Below are 16,112 nucleotides of genomic sequence, written 5' to 3'. Positions count from 1 at the left end.
TTCATGATCACATTTAACCCATCATCCACACTGTAATCGCCGCTGGCGCCACAGCTAACATAAACGGAAAGCTCTTGCCAGATCTGGCCCAATCGAACCAATTGAACGTTCGGGCTGCGCCTGGATACGCGATGATCATCAGAGCTGCCATGCGCTTGGCAAACGCACGGTTAAAGGCCAGCATTAGCACACCGAATGCACCCGCATACAGAATCGAATACATCATGAGCTGCGCAATCATGGCAGCGCCTATCCAAGCTCCCAAAGCGCCAAACAGCTTCACGTCCCCTGCGCCAATTCCCCCGAACGCATACAGAATAAGCAATGGGATAAATCCCGCTGCCGCTCCGGCTGCTGCATACAGCCATCCCTGTGCCTCAGTGCCGCCAGCTAAGACATGATAAAGCATGCCAAGCACAAATGATGTTCCGGTCAGCCAATTTGAAATCATCTGATGCCTCATATCCGTAATGAACGCAATTAATAATTGTACGGCCGCAGCCCAAAGAACCATTGTCATCTCCGTGCTTCTCCTTTCCCGGACCGCAGCGACGGTTTTCGGTTACTTTTGTTTTTTCTCAACGGAGAAATGCTTGGCGACGCTGCCGGGCTTGCTAACCCCTTCAACAGCCAGCTCCCAAATGCCCGGAGTCGTATTGCCCGATACATGCCAGGTCCACTCCACATAGCCGTTTTCATCCGCAGTCGCATCCCCCAGATGCTTCGCCTTGCTCGCTCCGCTTTTATAATTCACGCCAAGCGAAACCACCGCTCCCGGTTCTGTCTTCACGATGACGGTCGCTTTATTGCCGGGACGTACCGGCGTAGGCTCAATCGAAACAATATGCAATGGAAGCGTGTCCCCATCTTCTTCATCCATGCCGTACGTCGCGGCTGCCGCATCGCTTATCCACACCCGTTCATAAGCTTGCTCCCTCAGAATGATCGGCTTGCTGTAGAATGGCAGCCTGACCGGATATTCGTATTTGAGAGCGATAGCGATATAAGGCTCTTCTTTCTCTTTAAGATCCGGCAGCGCTATGTAATCCAATGAAATTTTGTCCGCCCGAAGCAGATAGGGATGGGCATATTGTCGTACAAAAGGTTCTATTACCGCTCGGCCAAGCTCTGTCGCGGCTACATTTTGCAGCGGACGCCAGTCTCCCCGCAGAGCGGATGATACCAGCTTGCCAGCCGGGTCAGGAAGCCATTCCGCTATCTCGGCGGCAGTCTCGCTCCACTCGGGCAAGGGCTGCCGCTCTGAGGCCGCCTCTGTTGTCCCACTTTTATCCAATTGTGTTCTAGCGAGTTCAATGGGATAGATGTGGGCGGCAATTTGACGCACGCTTTGCGAAGCTGTCATATGCAAGGCCATCTGTGCAGCGCACATGGAAATAAAAAGGGAAAGGATGACCAGCAAAAACAAAATGAACGGCATTACAAGAGCAGCTTCCAACACGATCGAGCCGCGCCGCTCATGCAACCAGACCTTTGGCAGCCGTTTGCCGGTTGAATTAATAGGACCAACCCACGTTTTGCGTCGTTTCATAGCGGTTGCCCACAACCTTTCCCTGAAGCAAATCAAGCCGCCCCAGCATCCCCATCACGCCCGGAAGAAACCACAGCTTCATCGACACCTTCGCTTCTCCCGTAACGCCTGACGGAACCCGAGCAAGCGTAAGCCCGGTATTGTGTTCAATAACCGCAATCATACGGCCAAGCCTCTTCTCTTTGCTCCCGCCGTGAAGCAGCATGAATATCCTTAAATAATCCAGATAAGAAAGCTCAGCCTTTATGTACTTGGATAAAGGTGCGGTCCCTTTCGTCGCGAACGAAATCATATCCTCCATCGTTTTCTCCAGCCCGTAAATAATGGCGGCTGACAAAATGAGCAGCGGATGCCCCAATGAACGGCTGGCAACCAAACCTTCCATCGTACGGATGGCAAGCCGCACAGAGAACAATTCGCCGTAGGCGGCAATCAGATTGCCCATCGGATCATGAAATCCGTAGAGCACATATTCCATCTCCTGATTGCCGAAAGAAGCCATCTGCGCCAGCCCGTCCGTGTCTCCGCTCTCTAGCAGCTTACGCAGCTGCTGGGGGGCAAAATAGGAAAGTCGATTGGCGGCATATTCGCCATAATAGAAGGAATCACGGCCATTCAGCAGCATGTCCGACATCCCCGAAAAAAGACTGTCCATCAAGCCGGACGATTCCTTGGCGGCATCTTCTGCATCTGCAGCCAGCATCTCTTTGCGAGGACCGACTGTCTCTCCTCCCTGCTCATTAAAAAGCAGATTTTGCTGGTAGCGCTCCTTCACCTTGGCGAACTCTTCCTGGTGTTCGGGCATGGCTGACGTTCCAGACAATCCGCCTAACATGTTTTTAGCTTGCTTCCATAATGATTTTGTTTTTGCCTTTTGCTCTGCCAATTTTCCCTTGACTGAGCTGTCAAGCACGCTATCCCGCCGCTGCTTCATCAACGTTCCTTGCGGTCCGTAGTGCTGCTCATAGGTTGAGACGACAGAGACGGCTTTGGCTGAACCGTTCTGCAAGGAGCTTTGCCGCGAAGAAGAGAGCGGCCATGACATAGCTGAGCTCCAAAGACTGATCAATTGATCGATCTCGCTTGCTGCGGCATAGCCGCGCGAGCTTTGCGTCAGCAGCTCCTGCTTGTAGCCGTTAAACCATTCAAGTGATCGAAGCAGCTTTTCTCCGCTTTTCCTCATTTCCTCCAAATCCCGGACCGTATCATCAGGAAGCGTATAGTCTCCTGAGCCGGTCACATCCGCGCCTGCAACCTCGTCATAGGCACCAACTGTCGCCTGTTTGGACTCTTCGACAATTCGCTCCATCTGGGTGTTCACTTCGCTTGCTTGCTCAATCTTGCGAAGTGACTTTTCCAGAAGGCTATCATGCTTCTCTCTCTTGCCTCCTCCCGTCCGAAGCTTGCTCTGCATCTGGGATACGCTGTGCCGATAGGACGCAATGGAATAGGAGTAGACCGGTTCTTCGTCTTCAGGTAACGATGCGTCATGCTCTACTTGCCGAACAAAACTTGCATAACGGTCCGCCAATCTCAAGGAAGTTACCGCGGAATTGCCTGTGGGACCGCTCCCTGCCGGAATAGCGGCTACGGCCTCATTGTCCATTAAGGTCGACACAGCTTGTTCCTGTAAGCTTAATGCCTTCTCCAGCAGCCCTTCCCGCTTCTCATACAGTTTTCGGAGATCCTCCAGCGTCTGAACGGCACCAGAGCTTTCCTTTAGCGCCTTCGAGAGTGAAGTGAATTTTGATAGAACCTCCAGCGTAAAATCAACCGGAGCTTTGTACTTCATCTCCTCGAGCACCTGCCTCGCGAATACGTCATGCTGACCTAGCGTATAGGCTGTCTGCACATTAGCTTCATCTAGTTGGCTAGCAATAAAATCGAGATGCGACCTGGTATCGAGGCCAGTATACTTGGCTCCGCTTCCTCCAAGCACCTCACTAAAAATTGTCTTGCCGTCCGTTCCTCCGCGCCCAAATAACCCATACCTCTCGTAAAGGGAATTGTCATAGGCTGACAATACGGAACGAATCCCCGCGCGGGCTTCATTCTCCGTCTTTAACTGGAAAGCTGCAATTCGCGCATAGTCGATCAAAACGGAAAAGAAGAGAAGCAGCGAAGCCAATATGATAACGGATAAGACCGTTACGACGCCGTTTTCTTTGATCAGCATCTTTTTCATCCGACAGAATTAAGCCTCCTCATGCTCCGTCCTTTCCTTTGCCGCCATATGAATTTAATAGGTCGCCCGCTCTGCTCTCCGCAGTAGATTTTCCCATAAAATGCGTCTTCAGCTTAGCGCCATAGTATCTTGCAAGATCAACGCTCCGAATAAATTCTACCGGATCAACGATTCCGCTTTTGGCTTTCCCGTCGGGTTCTCCCCTCGTCCAGCTGCTCTCAAAAGGGAGCAATTGAATCGGCTTGCGGAGGGCAGTCTCCACATACCGGCTTAGCCCATCTCTCGTATATTGAACGGTGCCGCTATAGCTTAATCCTGCTGCCGAAAGCCATCGGGCTGAATTGACCAGCTTGCGTATGGTTAGATCTCCGCTGTCGAAGTCACTTGATTCTTGGATCTCCTCAGGCAAAGAGACGCTTCTGCGGCTTTCATCCCCTCTCATGCCGAACAGGCTCGCCAAGGCGCCATCGGAGCCTAAACGGCGGTACAAGCCATCATACACAGGCTCGGTCAGGATACCGGTTCTGGCATCCCGATGGCTGTTGTCCCAACTGAAAGCGGCCCTTTCCGATATCGCAGAGACCGCATAATAGACAATGACTTTTTGATAGAGATACATACCCAACAACAGAAAAACTAGGACCATAGCGAGCAAAATCGGGAGTACCACCGACGCTTCAAGCGTAAAGCTGCCCTTCTCGTCGTAGTGCCACTGGCGGAAGCGGGATTTAACGATCAAAGATTTGTTGGGCTTCACTGTCTGCCTTCTTTAAGAGGGAATTAACCAGTTTAATAATCCAATCTTTGAAGATAAAAGCGATAATAATGACGACTGCGATAATCAAAATAATTTCCAATGTGCCAATCCCGTCTTCATTGCGCCAAAAGCCCTTCATACGATCTGCTATTGCTTTCATTCTCAACATCTCCCTTTTCATATGGTTAAGACATCACTAACACGGCTGGCGCTGCCACAATGATCATCATAATAAACATCACGCCGACTAGCGGAAAAACAAGCTTGGACGAGGCTTCCTCTCCGCTAATGCGGGCCATCCCCTTCCGCTTCTCCCACAGAGAATAAGACAGCTCTCTTACCGCGAGTACAAAATGCTCGCCGCCTTTCCGATAATTGAGCAGCATCACCGTTGTGAAAAGGGAGGCTTCTTGTACCGCGCAGCTGCGGTTAAATCTCTCCAGCACAATACTGAAGGATTGTCCATTGTTCATCGCAGCCACAGCCTCTGCCCATTGCTTGTCCAACGGGTGATTTAGGTTCTCTATGCCCTCCATACAACGTACGAATGCCCGTTGTACCGTCTCTCCGGCGCTCACTAGCAGCATCAGCTTGCTCATCCGGTCCGGCAATCCTGTAATAATCGCTTTTTTGCGCCGCTCCAGCCTCTTCCCGGCTTCAGCAAAGTTGCGAAAGGCTAGCGCGACAAATGCGAGCACACCAGCAAACATAATAAACCGCTCACCGATCATCCACGCGATCCAGCAGCTTCCCGCAAGCGCTGCATAGCCCGCTCCAGCCGCACCCGCAGCTTCGGCTTTTGTTCTCTCAATCGTCCAGGAAGCTCCATTCAAGATCATCAGCTTGGCATGATAGCTGTTAAGCATATGCTGAAAGGCTTCCCACTGGCATGCTTTCTCCCAGGCGCGCAGGAACGGCTCCTGAATCAATAGGGCGTTGAGAGCTCTGCTCCCTTTTCCCCCTCGCTTCTGCCTTAGCAATTGCGGGATGAGTCTGAGCCCAAACCTGCCGATCAGAAAAGCCCAACCCGACGTAAGCAACAAAGCCGAAATGAGTGACATAGTGTTCCTCCTCAAAAGTTTTGCAGGGCAAAACTTACTTCGTAAGCATGAGCTTAGTTTTGCGGAGCAAAACTTACTTCGTAAGCATCTGCTAAATATCGATTCGCATGATGCGGTCCATGAACCAAAAGCACATGAGCAGCAGAAGCAAAAGCACCGTCATAATGATGTGTCCCAAGCCGCTGTACAGAGGCAGCATATAGTCCGATGCCGCCAGTCCAAGAAAAGCCAGGAAAACAAAAGGCACTGCCATCATGATGCGAGACTCGAATCGCTTCTGGGCAAGGAGGATCTTAATGTCGCCTTCCACGGTTAGCTTGTCGCCAATAATGGTCGACGTGCGCCGCATTACCTCAAGCAGATCGCCCCCCGAACGTTTGCAAGTCGTCAAGGCATCTACGAATTGGGTTATCTCATCTATTCGCGCCCTGTCCGCCAAATCTCGGAGCGCACCCTCAAGCGGTTCGAAATTGTCCAGCCGATGAATCAAAATCTGGATCTCCTTCAACATATCCGTCCCTTCATCGGAATAAAGCAGCTTCATATCCTCCAATACGCCACGAAACGCGTTCTCCAAGGAACGTCCGGCAGCAAGCGATGAAGTTAATGAAAACAAGGCCTCCTTGAACTGCAGCTTCAGGCGATTCATGCGCCCCTCAAGCAATGATCTGCGCCTCCATCTAGGAGCCGCCGCTCCTAATAAGGACAAGATGAGCGACAGTAGAACGGATTGATAGAATAGATACGTCACGCCAAATAAGACTGCATAACCAACCGTGATCGAAAATATCAGTTCATTGCGGCTCAAATGATATTCCGTATACCGTGTGAGGCGCGACTGCTCAGGCGAAGCCTTCCAAACGCCTTGCCATCCCATCCACTCTGCCAAACGGTGAATGGTGCCTTTGCTTTTATGCACGTGAAGCGGCTTAACGGTCCCGCCCATTCGTCTTCTCCTTTCCAGCCATACGAAGCTTATCTGTTCGGCTCAGCTCGCCCACACGCTCCAGTGCGCCAATGATCCGACCATTGCTTTCCCCATCGTCTCGAAACCGGAACAAAGGATTCAGCTTCACTTCACCATCCTGGATTCCTGTCACTTCGGATATTTCGGCAACTCTCCGGGACCGGTCACGGTAACGAGACAGATGGATCATAATGTCGATAGCCGATGCTATCTGACCTCTAATCACGCTCAAAGGCAGCTCCGCCGCACTAAGTACCATCGTCTCCAGACGACTGATCATATCCCCGCAATTATTCGAGTGGCCTGTGGAGACGGAGCCCTCATGCCCCGTGTTCATGGCTTGCAGCATATCCAGCGCCTCCCCTCCCCGAACTTCGCCAACTATGATTCGATTAGGACGCATCCGGAGGGAGGATCGGATTAAATCGCGAATTGAAATTTCCCCTTTCCCCTCCGTATTCGCATTCCTGGTCTCCAGTGATACGAGATTGGGGACGGTGCGAATTTGCAGCTCTGCGGAATCCTCAATTGTAATAATGCGTTCATCTGAAGGGATGTACTGGGACAGCGCATTAAGAAATGTCGTTTTCCCCGTACCCGTGCCGCCGCTAATGAACATATTGTATTTGGCTTCTACCAGCTCTCTCAGAAATTCCGCCGCTTCCGCCGTCAACGATTGAAGCTCGATCAGCTTGTCCATCGTCATAGGCTTATCCGGGAATTTACGTATGGTCATGCAAGGTCCCTTCAAGGCAATCGGAGGCAGGACAATATTGACGCGCGAGCCGTCCTTCAGCCTTGCATCAACAATGGGCGAGGATTCATTAACGACCCGATTCACTCCGGCAACAACCGACTGGATGAGATCCTCAAGCCTCTCCTTGCTCTCGAACGCTCCCGGCATAAGCGTCAAGACGCCATGCCGCTCCACGTATACCTCCGTATGGCTGTTTATCATAATTTCGCTTACAGCAGGATCATCCATAAGCGGCTGCAGGACATCCATACCTCTGAAGGAGTGATAGAGTCTTCTGACAAGCTTGACCTTCTCGGCCGCCGTCATGGGATTGTGTTCGCACCACTTGAATACGGCCGCTTCCGTCTTGCCCATTAATTCCTCATCCGACATGGCGCCGCGAAAATCAATCTCATCCCGTATCTTGCCGCGCAGTGTATAGATCAGTTCATCCGACAGCATGGATACGGAATTCCTCGCTTCCGTCTAGCAGATGTGCGCATAGCCGGTCAGCCGCGGCGCGATACGAAGAGGAAGACCATACCGGATGAAGCTCTCCCTGTCTCCATTCCCTCACAAGCGGCAACGCTACAGGCGCAAGGGCCGCTTCCACAGCAGGCATCGGGTTGCCAAGCTCCGCATTCATGCCGTTATATACGACCTCTGAACGTGCCGCAATTCTCCCAAATGCCTCACCGAACTTCTGCCTGCCGTACTGCAGCATAAGCGATTGTTTCGCTAGCGCGGACCGTTCTTCCGATACGACCCATAAATTCCGGTCTGCGCGCATAAGCAATTCATAATGTAGTTCATCCAATCCGTCATCCATATCCACAACGACTCCGTTATAATGGCCGCTCTGCGCGATCGATTCGACCATTGCCGCCGCATCTGCAGGAAGCAGGGTTGCCCGGTCCTCCTGATTGCGGAAGCCTCGGAGATAATCGCATTTCAGCTGTGGATGAAACTTCCGATGCTGCGCAAGCCAAGCCGCATGAGACGTTGAGCCTGACTTGATCGCATACAACAGCTCTGACAGCCCCTCTCCGTCCCAAGCGGCGTCCCCGCCTGACTGAAGCCAGAGCTCGGAAGTATTCCATCTCTCCAAATTAAGATAAAGCATTCGCAGCCCGCGAGCGCTCGCAGCTCCTGCCAGATGAAGAGCAACCGTCGTCTTGCCCACGCCGCCCGAAGCGGAATGAACGCTTAGCACTAGCGCTCCCTTGCTATTCAAATTCGGAGTAAGCCCTCGCATAGGCTTATGCCCCATCGCCGCGAATTGATCCGTTATGCCTTGCAGCAGCAACGGCAGCGCTTGATATTGCAGCAGTTTCGGCTGGCCATCCGTCTCCCCCAATCTCGCAACCAGCGTAATAGAAGCAATATGGGACAGATCCGGCTGCAGCTCCCGAAGAAGATCCGGCTCCGCTGCGATAAGATCGATAGCATAGCCTTGTTTGACGAATTGCTTGCACGCATTCGGATGCGTAAAGGCCGACACCTGCCAGCGCTCACCGAAGGAATTGCCGCGAATGTAATCGGCAATTCTTCTCGTATACTCCTTCTCCTTGACCACAATTGCGAGCTGATATCTCTTCAATGCTCTTCCTCCTTCCAATCGAAATCCACGGCAATACAAGACACCGCACAGCATCAATGCACGCAAAAAAGCACCGCAAAGGGCGCAGTAAACTGCAGCCTTATACGGTGCTTCCGTGGTTTCTTATTGACTTGCTATAGAATTTACCATAACTTGTCTGAACCGTCAACCATTCTTAATGAAAATAGAGACCGATCTCTCTCTCCGCATTTTCACAGGAATCCGAGCCGTGGATAATGTTGCTTGCAACATCAGTCGCATAATCGCCTCTTATCGTTCCTGCAATCGCATCCGTCGGATTTGTCGCTCCGATAATGGAGCGGGCATTCTGAACGGCATCCTTGCCCTCCAGTACCATAGCGAATACCGGACCCGACGTGATGAAATCAACAAGCTCTCCAAAAAACGGCTTCGTATTGAGGTGCACATAGTGAGATTCTGCCAACTGGCGATCCAGCTGCGTCAGCTTCGCATCTTTAATCGTGAAGCCCTTCTCTTCAAATCTGGCAACAATCCGGCCGACCAAGCCACGCGATACCCCATCAGGTTTTACCATTACAAATGTTTTTTCCATGTTTGAACCCTCCGTCTATATATAGGTATAGCCAATTATTTGTTCAACCATTCCATAATGATACCCGCTGTTTCTTCGATTGCGCGATTCGTCACGTCGATCACCGGACAATTCAGACCTGCCATCACAGAAGCCGCATAATTCAGCTCTTCTTGAATTCGTTCCGGACTGGCATATTGTGCGGAGGCCGGCAGTCCCAGTGTCTTGAGCCGCTCAGAGCGGATCTCCAGCAAATGCTCCGGCTGCATGGTGAGACCTACAATTAAGCGACCAGGTCCTTGCTTCAGCTCTTCCGGGGGATTCACCTCTGGCATAAGCGGCAGATTAGCGACCTTGATTCCTTTGTGCGACAGGAAGACGCTAAGCGGCGTCTTCGACGTGCGCGACACGCCGATCAGAACAACCTGCGCCTGTACCAAACCTCTGGCATCCTTGCCGTCATCGTATTTGACAGCGAATTCAATCGCTTCGATACGACGATGATAAGCCTCATCGATAGAATGCAGAAGACCAGGCTCGCGGCTCGGGAAGCTGCCGAACGTATCGACAAACGCCTGCATCATCGGACCCATGACATCCACGGCCCGAACGCCGTGCCTTGCCGACTCTTCTCTCATCCATTCCCGAAGCTCCGGTTGTACGAGCGTATAACTAATAAAACTACCCGTTTCTGCCGCTTCGGCGACAATGCGAGCGATTTCATCTTCGGTCCGAAGATGGCTATACCGCTTGATCTTGACATCTTCAGACGAGAATTGCCTCAGCGTAGCTTTGGCAACCGCCTCTGCCGTCTCTCCGACCGCGTCGGAGCAGACATAAATATGTTGCTGTGTCATAATCCCTAGTCCCCCAATTCCTGAGCTGTCGCGATATCTGCCATAAGCGAGACGATGTTGGATTTAGACACCCATCCCGTTACAATCGGGTTCACTCCTGGCTCCTCTTCAGGCACAATGACCGGCAAGCAATCCACCTGCTGCTGCGACAGTTTGCTGATGGCCTCCATGACAGATTCGTCCGGAGTCAGCGTTACCACGTTGGGATATCGGGTCATCACCATACTGACGGGGATCGACGCGGCTCCCGTATTTCCTAACGTAATTTTGAGCAAGTCCTTAGGCGTAATGATACCTGCAAAACGCTTGTCCTCATTGACGACAATTAGCGTATTCGTATTCTCCATAAAGAGTGTAATGACAGCGTCGTGAACCGACAGCGTATCCGGAATATTAACCGGCACGCCTTGCACTTCCTTCACCTTCATGCGGTTGAACCGTTGAAGCGGCTCGTGGCTCGCCCGAAACGTATTGCCGAGGAAATAACCCACCTTCGGCTTCGCATCAAGCATGCCGAGCATGACGAGCAGAGACAGATCCGAACGAAGCGTCGGACGGCTCACGCCCAAATATTCGGCCAACTGCTCTCCCGTTACCGGCGAGTGCTTCTTGACCAGCTCAATGAGCTCCAATTGCCTTGAAGATAGCTGAATGATGGTCCCCTCTTTTCCTATGTGAGGATGTTCAAAAAGTTTACTTTTGAAGCTCATGTGCTGAAAACCGGACTTATTGAACACGAACTATATGACTCATAATCAATGTTTATATGAAAATATCTCCTTGAATAAGATATCACATTCAAATATATTGTACAATATATCCTTCAATCAACTGGATATAAGCTGCCCATATCACAAAAAAAAGCCCCGGCAGCGAATGATTCACTACCGGGGCACTACTATTTATTTCTCTTCCGTCATCTTCAAGAACAGCCGCACGTCTTCTTCCGTGAGGGCGACCGCGTCCTTCCAGAAATCCTGTTCCTCCAAATTGACGCCCAAATGCTTCTCCGCCAGTTGCTCGACCGTCAGACGTCCTGTGTCTCTTAGCAGCGCCACATATTTGGCCGCAAAATCAGGGCCTTCCTGCAATGCTTGTGCATATAGCCCCGAGCTGAACAGATAACCGAACGTATACGGGAAGTTGTAGAATGGCACATCCGTCAGATAGAAGTGCAGCTTGGATGTCCAGAACTGCGGATGGGCATCGCCTAGCAGATCCATGTAAGCCTCACGCTGCGCCTCTTCCATCAGCTTGTTCAACTCGTCAGCCGTCACCAAGCCTTCCTTCCGGCGCTCATAGAAGCGGGTCTCGAAGAGGAAGCGGGCCCGGATGTTCATAAAGAACGCAACAGCGCGCTGAATTTTGTCCTCCAGCAGGCCCAGCTTCTCCTCGTCATCCGCAGCCGCCTTCATGGCTCTGTCCGATACAATCATCTCGGCGAATGTCGATGCCGTCTCGGCCACGTTCATCGCATATTCCTGGGACATGGCTGGCAGATCGTTCATAACATGCTGGTGATAAGCATGGCCAAGCTCATGGGCAAGAGTCGAAATATTGGACGCGGTTCCCGAATACGTCATGAAGATGCGTGTTTGCCCGCTCTTAGGGAACGAGGTGCAAAATCCGCCTGGACGCTTGTCGGCGCGATCCTCCGCTTCTATCCAGCCCTGCTCGAACGCCTTCTCGGAAAACTCCGCAAGCGCAGGATCGAAAGCGCGGAACTGCTCGATGATGAAGCGAGCGCCCTCCTCGTATGGCACCGTACGCGCAGAAGAGCCGATCGGCGCTTCCACGTCATGCCAATCCAGCTTCTCAAGACCAAACAGCTTTGCTTTCCGTTCCAAATACGGAATAAGCGCCTTCTTGCCCTCTTCAATGGCGCCCCACATGGCGTCCAGCGTCGCCGCGCTCATCCGGTTGATCGCAAGCGGCTCTTGCAGGACGGAATCCCACCCGCGGTTCTCATACAGCTTCAGACGGAAGCCTGCAATACGATTAAGCGTGTCGGAGCTAAGATCGGTAAGCGAGGACCACACCCGCTCCCACTCTGCAAAGGCTTCCTGACGCACAGCGCGATCGCTGGACGACAGACGGTTGGACATTTGCCCGGCAGACAGCACCTTCTTCTCGTCAGTAGCTTCCTCGACTTGGAACTCAGCACGCGATACGATAACGTTGTAGTTGTCGCCCCAGCCATGATAGCCGTCGATCGCCAGATCGCCCGCCAGCGCTTCCAGCTCCGGCGCCATCTTCAGCTTCGCCTGTTCTCTCCGCTCGCTCAGATTGAAAGCAATCGCTCCCAGCGTTTCATCCTGGAGCAGCGCTTTCCAATCCGCATCTGAGATGCTTCTGAGCATGTTATCGTAACGGGTCATCGCCGCAGCGTATTTCGCCGAAATGGTCTTCACTCTGTCATTCAGTCCAACAGCCGCCTGGTCCCGTACATTCTGTGCGATTAGGCAGCCGACAAAAGAGTCCGATTGTCGCAGGCTCAGCAATACTTCCTGAGCAATTCCCGTCATTTTCTTTATCGATTGTACGTCATGTCCTGCTTCCTTCTTCAACAGCTCATTCAAGCGCGCAATCCCGCTCTCCATACCCGCAAGCTCCTGCGCGAACGCTTCGGAAGCCGAGCCTCCCGGGTAAATCGCATCCATATCCCATCGAATTGGATAATTGCTCATTAAGGTCACTCTCCTTCATAATTAACATGCGTAGTATGTAACGCAGCGATGAAAAAACCGAGCGGCATCCGCAAATGATTTGCGAGAAACCTGCCCGGCGGTGTATAACAGTAGTATATCCTGAATGGAGGAACAACACCATGTCTAAACCATTGCAAATATCGCCCGAGACCGCCATCAAGCTGTCCGAGCAACTTAATATCCCGCTAGAGCACCTGATGCACATGCCCAAGCATATTTTACTTCAGAAGCTGGCTGAGCTGGCCAAAAAAGAAGCTGATGCCGCCGGGGAGAAGCCGGAATGATGATTCCGTTCCAGAATGCATGGCCCTACGAGCGGATTATGGGAGATCTATATGTATCCAGCTGTCCCTTCTGCGATATGGACAACGTTCTGCTTCCCTTGAAGCCGTCGGAACTTCCCGACATCCAGGACGGCAAAAAGCGGCTCATGGTTTTCCCATGCTGCCGCAACAAAGTAACGATTATTGACGCCGATCAGGATTATCTCCTAACGGACGGGCCATTACGCTAAGGCTTTAGCTAAGCGGTCTTAGGCGCTGCCGACCTCTTGCGATGACGGCTCCGCCTGGCCTAGCCGCTTCTCCTCCGCTTCCTGCCGGATGAGCTGCCACTGCTCCCGGCTGGCGCGGATCATAGCGGCATCCATTATCTTTTTGTCATTGACGACACGAGAGAACCACTTCACCGCTTCATTCAGCTCGCCGATGCGCCTGTTCAATTCCCCGATCAAATACATCAGCTTTGCATTATTCACCGACACACCCTCAAGCTCGAATACGCGTATGTACGCCTCAAGCGCAAACTTCAAGAAACGCTGCTCTTCCGTTTCATTCTTCTCATAACGGTACAGCCACGCAATATGATGCAGCAGGCCAGCGATAACGCGATCCTTGGCTCCTGTAACCTGAGCCGTCAGCAGCCCCAGCTTGTAGCTTGCCATAGCCTGATCCGCCGTCCGCTCTCCGCTGAAGCTTTGCCCTTTCCAATTCAAGCCGATTCGATCGTAATAGTTTTTCTTCTGGTTGTCGCTAAGCTTATCAAGGCCGTTCTCTGTCGAAGCGAACCCGCAGCTTGGACAGATGCGAACCACATAATAATCCGGATTAACGCCATTATCATAATGGCCGCAAAAATCGGAATCCACGGCAGACGCCCTCTTGAAACTTGAGCGGACTCTAGTTGACTGGAATATTGTTTCACAGCAGATGCATGAGATTTTGGACTCGTACAGCGGCTCCATGGCTTCACGTCTCCTTAATTCGAATTGACGAAATGATTCGCAGGTCCAGACAAACGATCCAGCACGACGGCTTGCAGCTCTCGCTCAAGCCCTACCTCCTCCAGAGCTTTGCCCATGCATGCCAGCCAAGCGGCTGCGTGCTCCGGCGTTATCTTAAACGGCATATGCCGCGCTCTCATCATGGGATGCCCATGCAGATCCGAGAACAAGCTGGGACCTCCGAAAAATTGCGTCAGAAATTGATATTGCTTCTCCATGACAGGATCGATATCTTCAGGGAAGAGCGGTCCTATAAGCGGGTGCGCTTGTACCTTTGGATAGAACGACTCGACTATAGACCTGATTCCTTCGGCTCCCCCTACTGCTTCATAGATGCTTATATTCCTATTCATCGTCATTTCCAACTCCATTGTGTAGGTATTAAGAATTATATTTTGGCAATTCCTTAAGGTAAAAAAAATCGCCCGCTGTAAAAGACACGGGCGCTCATCGATAGACTGCTGCTGCAAGTTAGGCTTCATATTCCTCTTCGCTGGGCGAAGAGATCGATTCTTTGATGACATAGACAAAAGCGCAGACAAGGATGCCGGCGATAATACTCATGATCATCACTCCAACCGTGTATGATGATTCTATTGTACCATAAAGCGACCCCAATAACACCGATTTGTAAACGTTTTCTTTAATAATTCTCATTTTATATCTTCCGCTTGAGGTGATGGGAAGACCAGCTTGGACATATACGTAATAGGAGAGCCTGTACAGGTCATAATCGAAGGAGGCGGCCTGCATGCTGCGAGCTTTCCTGCATCCCTTATCGGTCACTGCGCTATCCGCGCTCTTTATCGCTCTTCTCATGGCCGTATACCCGGTTGAGACGCTCCAATCCTCGCTTCGCGGGCTATCTATCTGGTGGGAGGTACTGTTTCCCGCCCTTTTTCCGTTTTTCGTCATTTCCGAGCTGCTGCTCGGCTTCGGCATCGTTCATTTCTTCGGCAAGCTTCTGGACCCGCTCATGCGTCCCCTATTCCGTCTTCCCGGAATCGGGGGCTTTGTCGTGACCATGGGCTACATATCCGGTTACCCGGTCGGTGCAAGACTGACGGCACAGCTATGGGCACAGCGGCTTATAACGAGAGCCGAAGGAGAACGGCTGGTCGCGTTCACCACCACCTCCGACCCCATCTTTCTGATCGGCGCCGTATCCGTCGGTTTTTTCCAAAATGCTGCTGTGGCTCCCATTCTGGCTGCCGCTCACTATGGGGGCGGATTCCTGATCGGCCTGCTCATGAGATTCCATGATTCGCACAAGGAACCGCCTATAGATCGCACAGAGACAAGCACAGGCGACACGGCCTCCACCTCGGGCCATGTCAGACGCCGAATCTCGCGCAGCAGGCTTGGCCTCGCCCTGAAAGCCATGCATGAAGCGCGTCTGCTGGACGGACGGGGAATGGGCCGCTTGGTCCAGGATTCCATACAATCCGCGTTAAAGCTGATGATTGTCGTTGGCGGGCTTGTCGTATTTTTCTCCGTGGTGATGGAGATGCTCACCCATGCGGGATTCGTGGAGGCACTCGCGGAAGCGCTCCGGCTTCTGTTCGGCCTGATCGGTCTGCCGACTCCACTTGCCGATGCCGCTATCTTCGGCTTGTTCGAGGTTACCCTTGGCTCCCGTGCAGCGGGTACAGCCGGGACAGGACTTATGCATCAAGTCGCGATTGCCGCGTGGGTGCTGTCTTGGGGCGGGCTATCGGTGCATGCCCAAATTGCAAGCTTGCTAAGCCGTACGGATTTGCGCTATCGTCCCTTCATGATCGCAAGAATGCTGCATGGTTTGCTCGCGGTAGCGCTCGTCTATGCGCTATGGGGATGGCTTGGCCTTTAATGCGGTAA

The 16,112-nt window shown here is 52.2% G+C and carries 18 protein-coding genes; 3 read left to right on the top strand and 15 right to left on the bottom strand.

From position 1 onward, the window contains the following. Positions 1-13: 13 nt before the first annotated feature. The 13 genes from AC0YNW_RS21615 to AC0YNW_RS21555 form a co-directional block, all read right to left on the bottom strand. Positions 14-520 carry an A24 family peptidase gene (locus AC0YNW_RS21615; RefSeq protein ID WP_475833711.1) on the bottom strand — a complete coding sequence of 169 codons (507 nt, stop codon included), beginning with the start codon at positions 518-520 and terminating at the stop codon, positions 14-16. A 42-nt stretch (positions 521-562) separates the two neighbouring features. Then, positions 563-1,549, bottom strand: a complete 987-nt coding sequence (locus tag AC0YNW_RS21610; protein WP_475833710.1) for a TadE/TadG family type IV pilus assembly protein — start codon at positions 1,547-1,549, stop codon at positions 563-565. Next, positions 1,515-3,734, bottom strand: a complete 2,220-nt coding sequence (locus AC0YNW_RS21605) for a hypothetical protein (protein WP_475833709.1) — start codon at positions 3,732-3,734, stop codon at positions 1,515-1,517. The genes AC0YNW_RS21610 and AC0YNW_RS21605 overlap by 35 nt, the downstream gene beginning before the upstream one ends. A 19-nt stretch (positions 3,735-3,753) precedes the next feature. After that, a complete protein-coding gene (locus AC0YNW_RS21600) occupies positions 3,754-4,491 on the bottom strand; it encodes a TadE/TadG family type IV pilus assembly protein (RefSeq protein WP_475833708.1) in 738 nt (245 codons plus the stop codon). Beyond that, a complete protein-coding gene (locus tag AC0YNW_RS21595) occupies positions 4,463-4,651 on the bottom strand; it encodes a Flp1 family type IVb pilin (RefSeq protein WP_475833707.1) in 189 nt (62 codons plus the stop codon). Before AC0YNW_RS21595 ends, AC0YNW_RS21600 begins: the two co-directional genes overlap by 29 nt. Before the next feature lie 25 nt (positions 4,652-4,676). Continuing rightward, positions 4,677-5,552 carry a type II secretion system F family protein gene (locus tag AC0YNW_RS21590; protein ID WP_475833706.1) on the bottom strand — a complete coding sequence of 292 codons (876 nt, stop codon included), beginning with the start codon at positions 5,550-5,552 and terminating at the stop codon, positions 4,677-4,679. A gap of 91 nt (positions 5,553-5,643) precedes the next feature. Further along, on the bottom strand, positions 5,644-6,498 hold the full coding sequence (locus AC0YNW_RS21585) for a type II secretion system F family protein (protein WP_475833705.1): 855 nt from the start codon (positions 6,496-6,498) through the stop codon (positions 5,644-5,646). Further along, on the bottom strand, positions 6,482-7,717 hold the full coding sequence (locus tag AC0YNW_RS21580; protein ID WP_475833704.1) for a CpaF family protein: 1,236 nt from the start codon (positions 7,715-7,717) through the stop codon (positions 6,482-6,484). The genes AC0YNW_RS21585 and AC0YNW_RS21580 overlap by 17 nt, the downstream gene beginning before the upstream one ends. Then, positions 7,704-8,855: a nucleotide-binding protein gene (locus AC0YNW_RS21575; RefSeq protein ID WP_475833703.1), complete on the bottom strand. Its 1,152-nt coding sequence runs from the start codon at positions 8,853-8,855 to the stop codon at positions 7,704-7,706. Before AC0YNW_RS21575 ends, AC0YNW_RS21580 begins: the two co-directional genes overlap by 14 nt. 175 nt (positions 8,856-9,030) lie before the next feature. Further along, on the bottom strand, positions 9,031-9,429 hold the full coding sequence (ndk, locus tag AC0YNW_RS21570) for a nucleoside-diphosphate kinase (RefSeq protein ID WP_387476637.1): 399 nt from the start codon (positions 9,427-9,429) through the stop codon (positions 9,031-9,033). 35 nt (positions 9,430-9,464) lie between these two features. Further along, complete coding sequence (locus tag AC0YNW_RS21565) at positions 9,465-10,265, bottom strand: pyruvate, water dikinase regulatory protein (protein WP_387476639.1); 801 nt, start codon at positions 10,263-10,265, stop codon at positions 9,465-9,467. A 5-nt stretch (positions 10,266-10,270) separates the two neighbouring features. Continuing rightward, positions 10,271-10,975, bottom strand: coding sequence for a helix-turn-helix transcriptional regulator (locus AC0YNW_RS21560; RefSeq protein WP_475833702.1), 705 nt, complete (start codon positions 10,973-10,975; stop codon positions 10,271-10,273). A 192-nt stretch (positions 10,976-11,167) separates the two neighbouring features. Beyond that, complete coding sequence (locus tag AC0YNW_RS21555) at positions 11,168-12,952, bottom strand: M3 family oligoendopeptidase (RefSeq protein ID WP_475833701.1); 1,785 nt, start codon at positions 12,950-12,952, stop codon at positions 11,168-11,170. A 140-nt stretch (positions 12,953-13,092) separates the two neighbouring features. Between AC0YNW_RS21555 and AC0YNW_RS21550 the strand changes: the two genes are divergently transcribed. Together AC0YNW_RS21550 and AC0YNW_RS21545 are read left to right on the top strand one after the other, a co-directional pair. Beyond that, on the top strand, positions 13,093-13,257 hold the full coding sequence (locus AC0YNW_RS21550) for a YycC family protein (protein WP_119798818.1): 165 nt from the start codon (positions 13,093-13,095) through the stop codon (positions 13,255-13,257). After that, complete coding sequence (locus AC0YNW_RS21545; RefSeq protein ID WP_475833748.1) at positions 13,257-13,487, top strand: hypothetical protein; 231 nt, start codon at positions 13,257-13,259, stop codon at positions 13,485-13,487. The genes AC0YNW_RS21550 and AC0YNW_RS21545 overlap by 1 nt, the downstream gene beginning before the upstream one ends. 18 nt (positions 13,488-13,505) lie before the next feature. Here the strand turns inward: AC0YNW_RS21545 and AC0YNW_RS21540 are convergent, their stop codons facing one another. Both AC0YNW_RS21540 and AC0YNW_RS21535 read right to left on the bottom strand, forming a co-directional pair. Next, positions 13,506-14,216 (bottom strand): DUF2225 domain-containing protein, encoded by a 711-nt coding sequence (locus tag AC0YNW_RS21540; RefSeq protein WP_475833700.1) that lies wholly within the window; start codon positions 14,214-14,216, stop codon positions 13,506-13,508. A gap of 14 nt (positions 14,217-14,230) precedes the next feature. After that, on the bottom strand, positions 14,231-14,608 hold the full coding sequence (locus tag AC0YNW_RS21535; protein ID WP_387476647.1) for a globin domain-containing protein: 378 nt from the start codon (positions 14,606-14,608) through the stop codon (positions 14,231-14,233). A 398-nt stretch (positions 14,609-15,006) separates the two neighbouring features. Here AC0YNW_RS21535 and ylbJ point away from each other — a divergent pair, with 398 nt between their 5' ends. Further along, positions 15,007-16,104: a sporulation integral membrane protein YlbJ gene (gene ylbJ, locus AC0YNW_RS21530; protein WP_475833699.1), complete on the top strand. Its 1,098-nt coding sequence runs from the start codon at positions 15,007-15,009 to the stop codon at positions 16,102-16,104. Positions 16,105-16,112: the final 8 nt, after the last annotated feature.

This window comes from Paenibacillus sp. J31R120 (assembly GCF_056269225.1).
The sequence above is the reverse complement of the archived record's forward strand: the minus strand, read 5'-3'. Positions and strand labels throughout refer to the sequence as shown.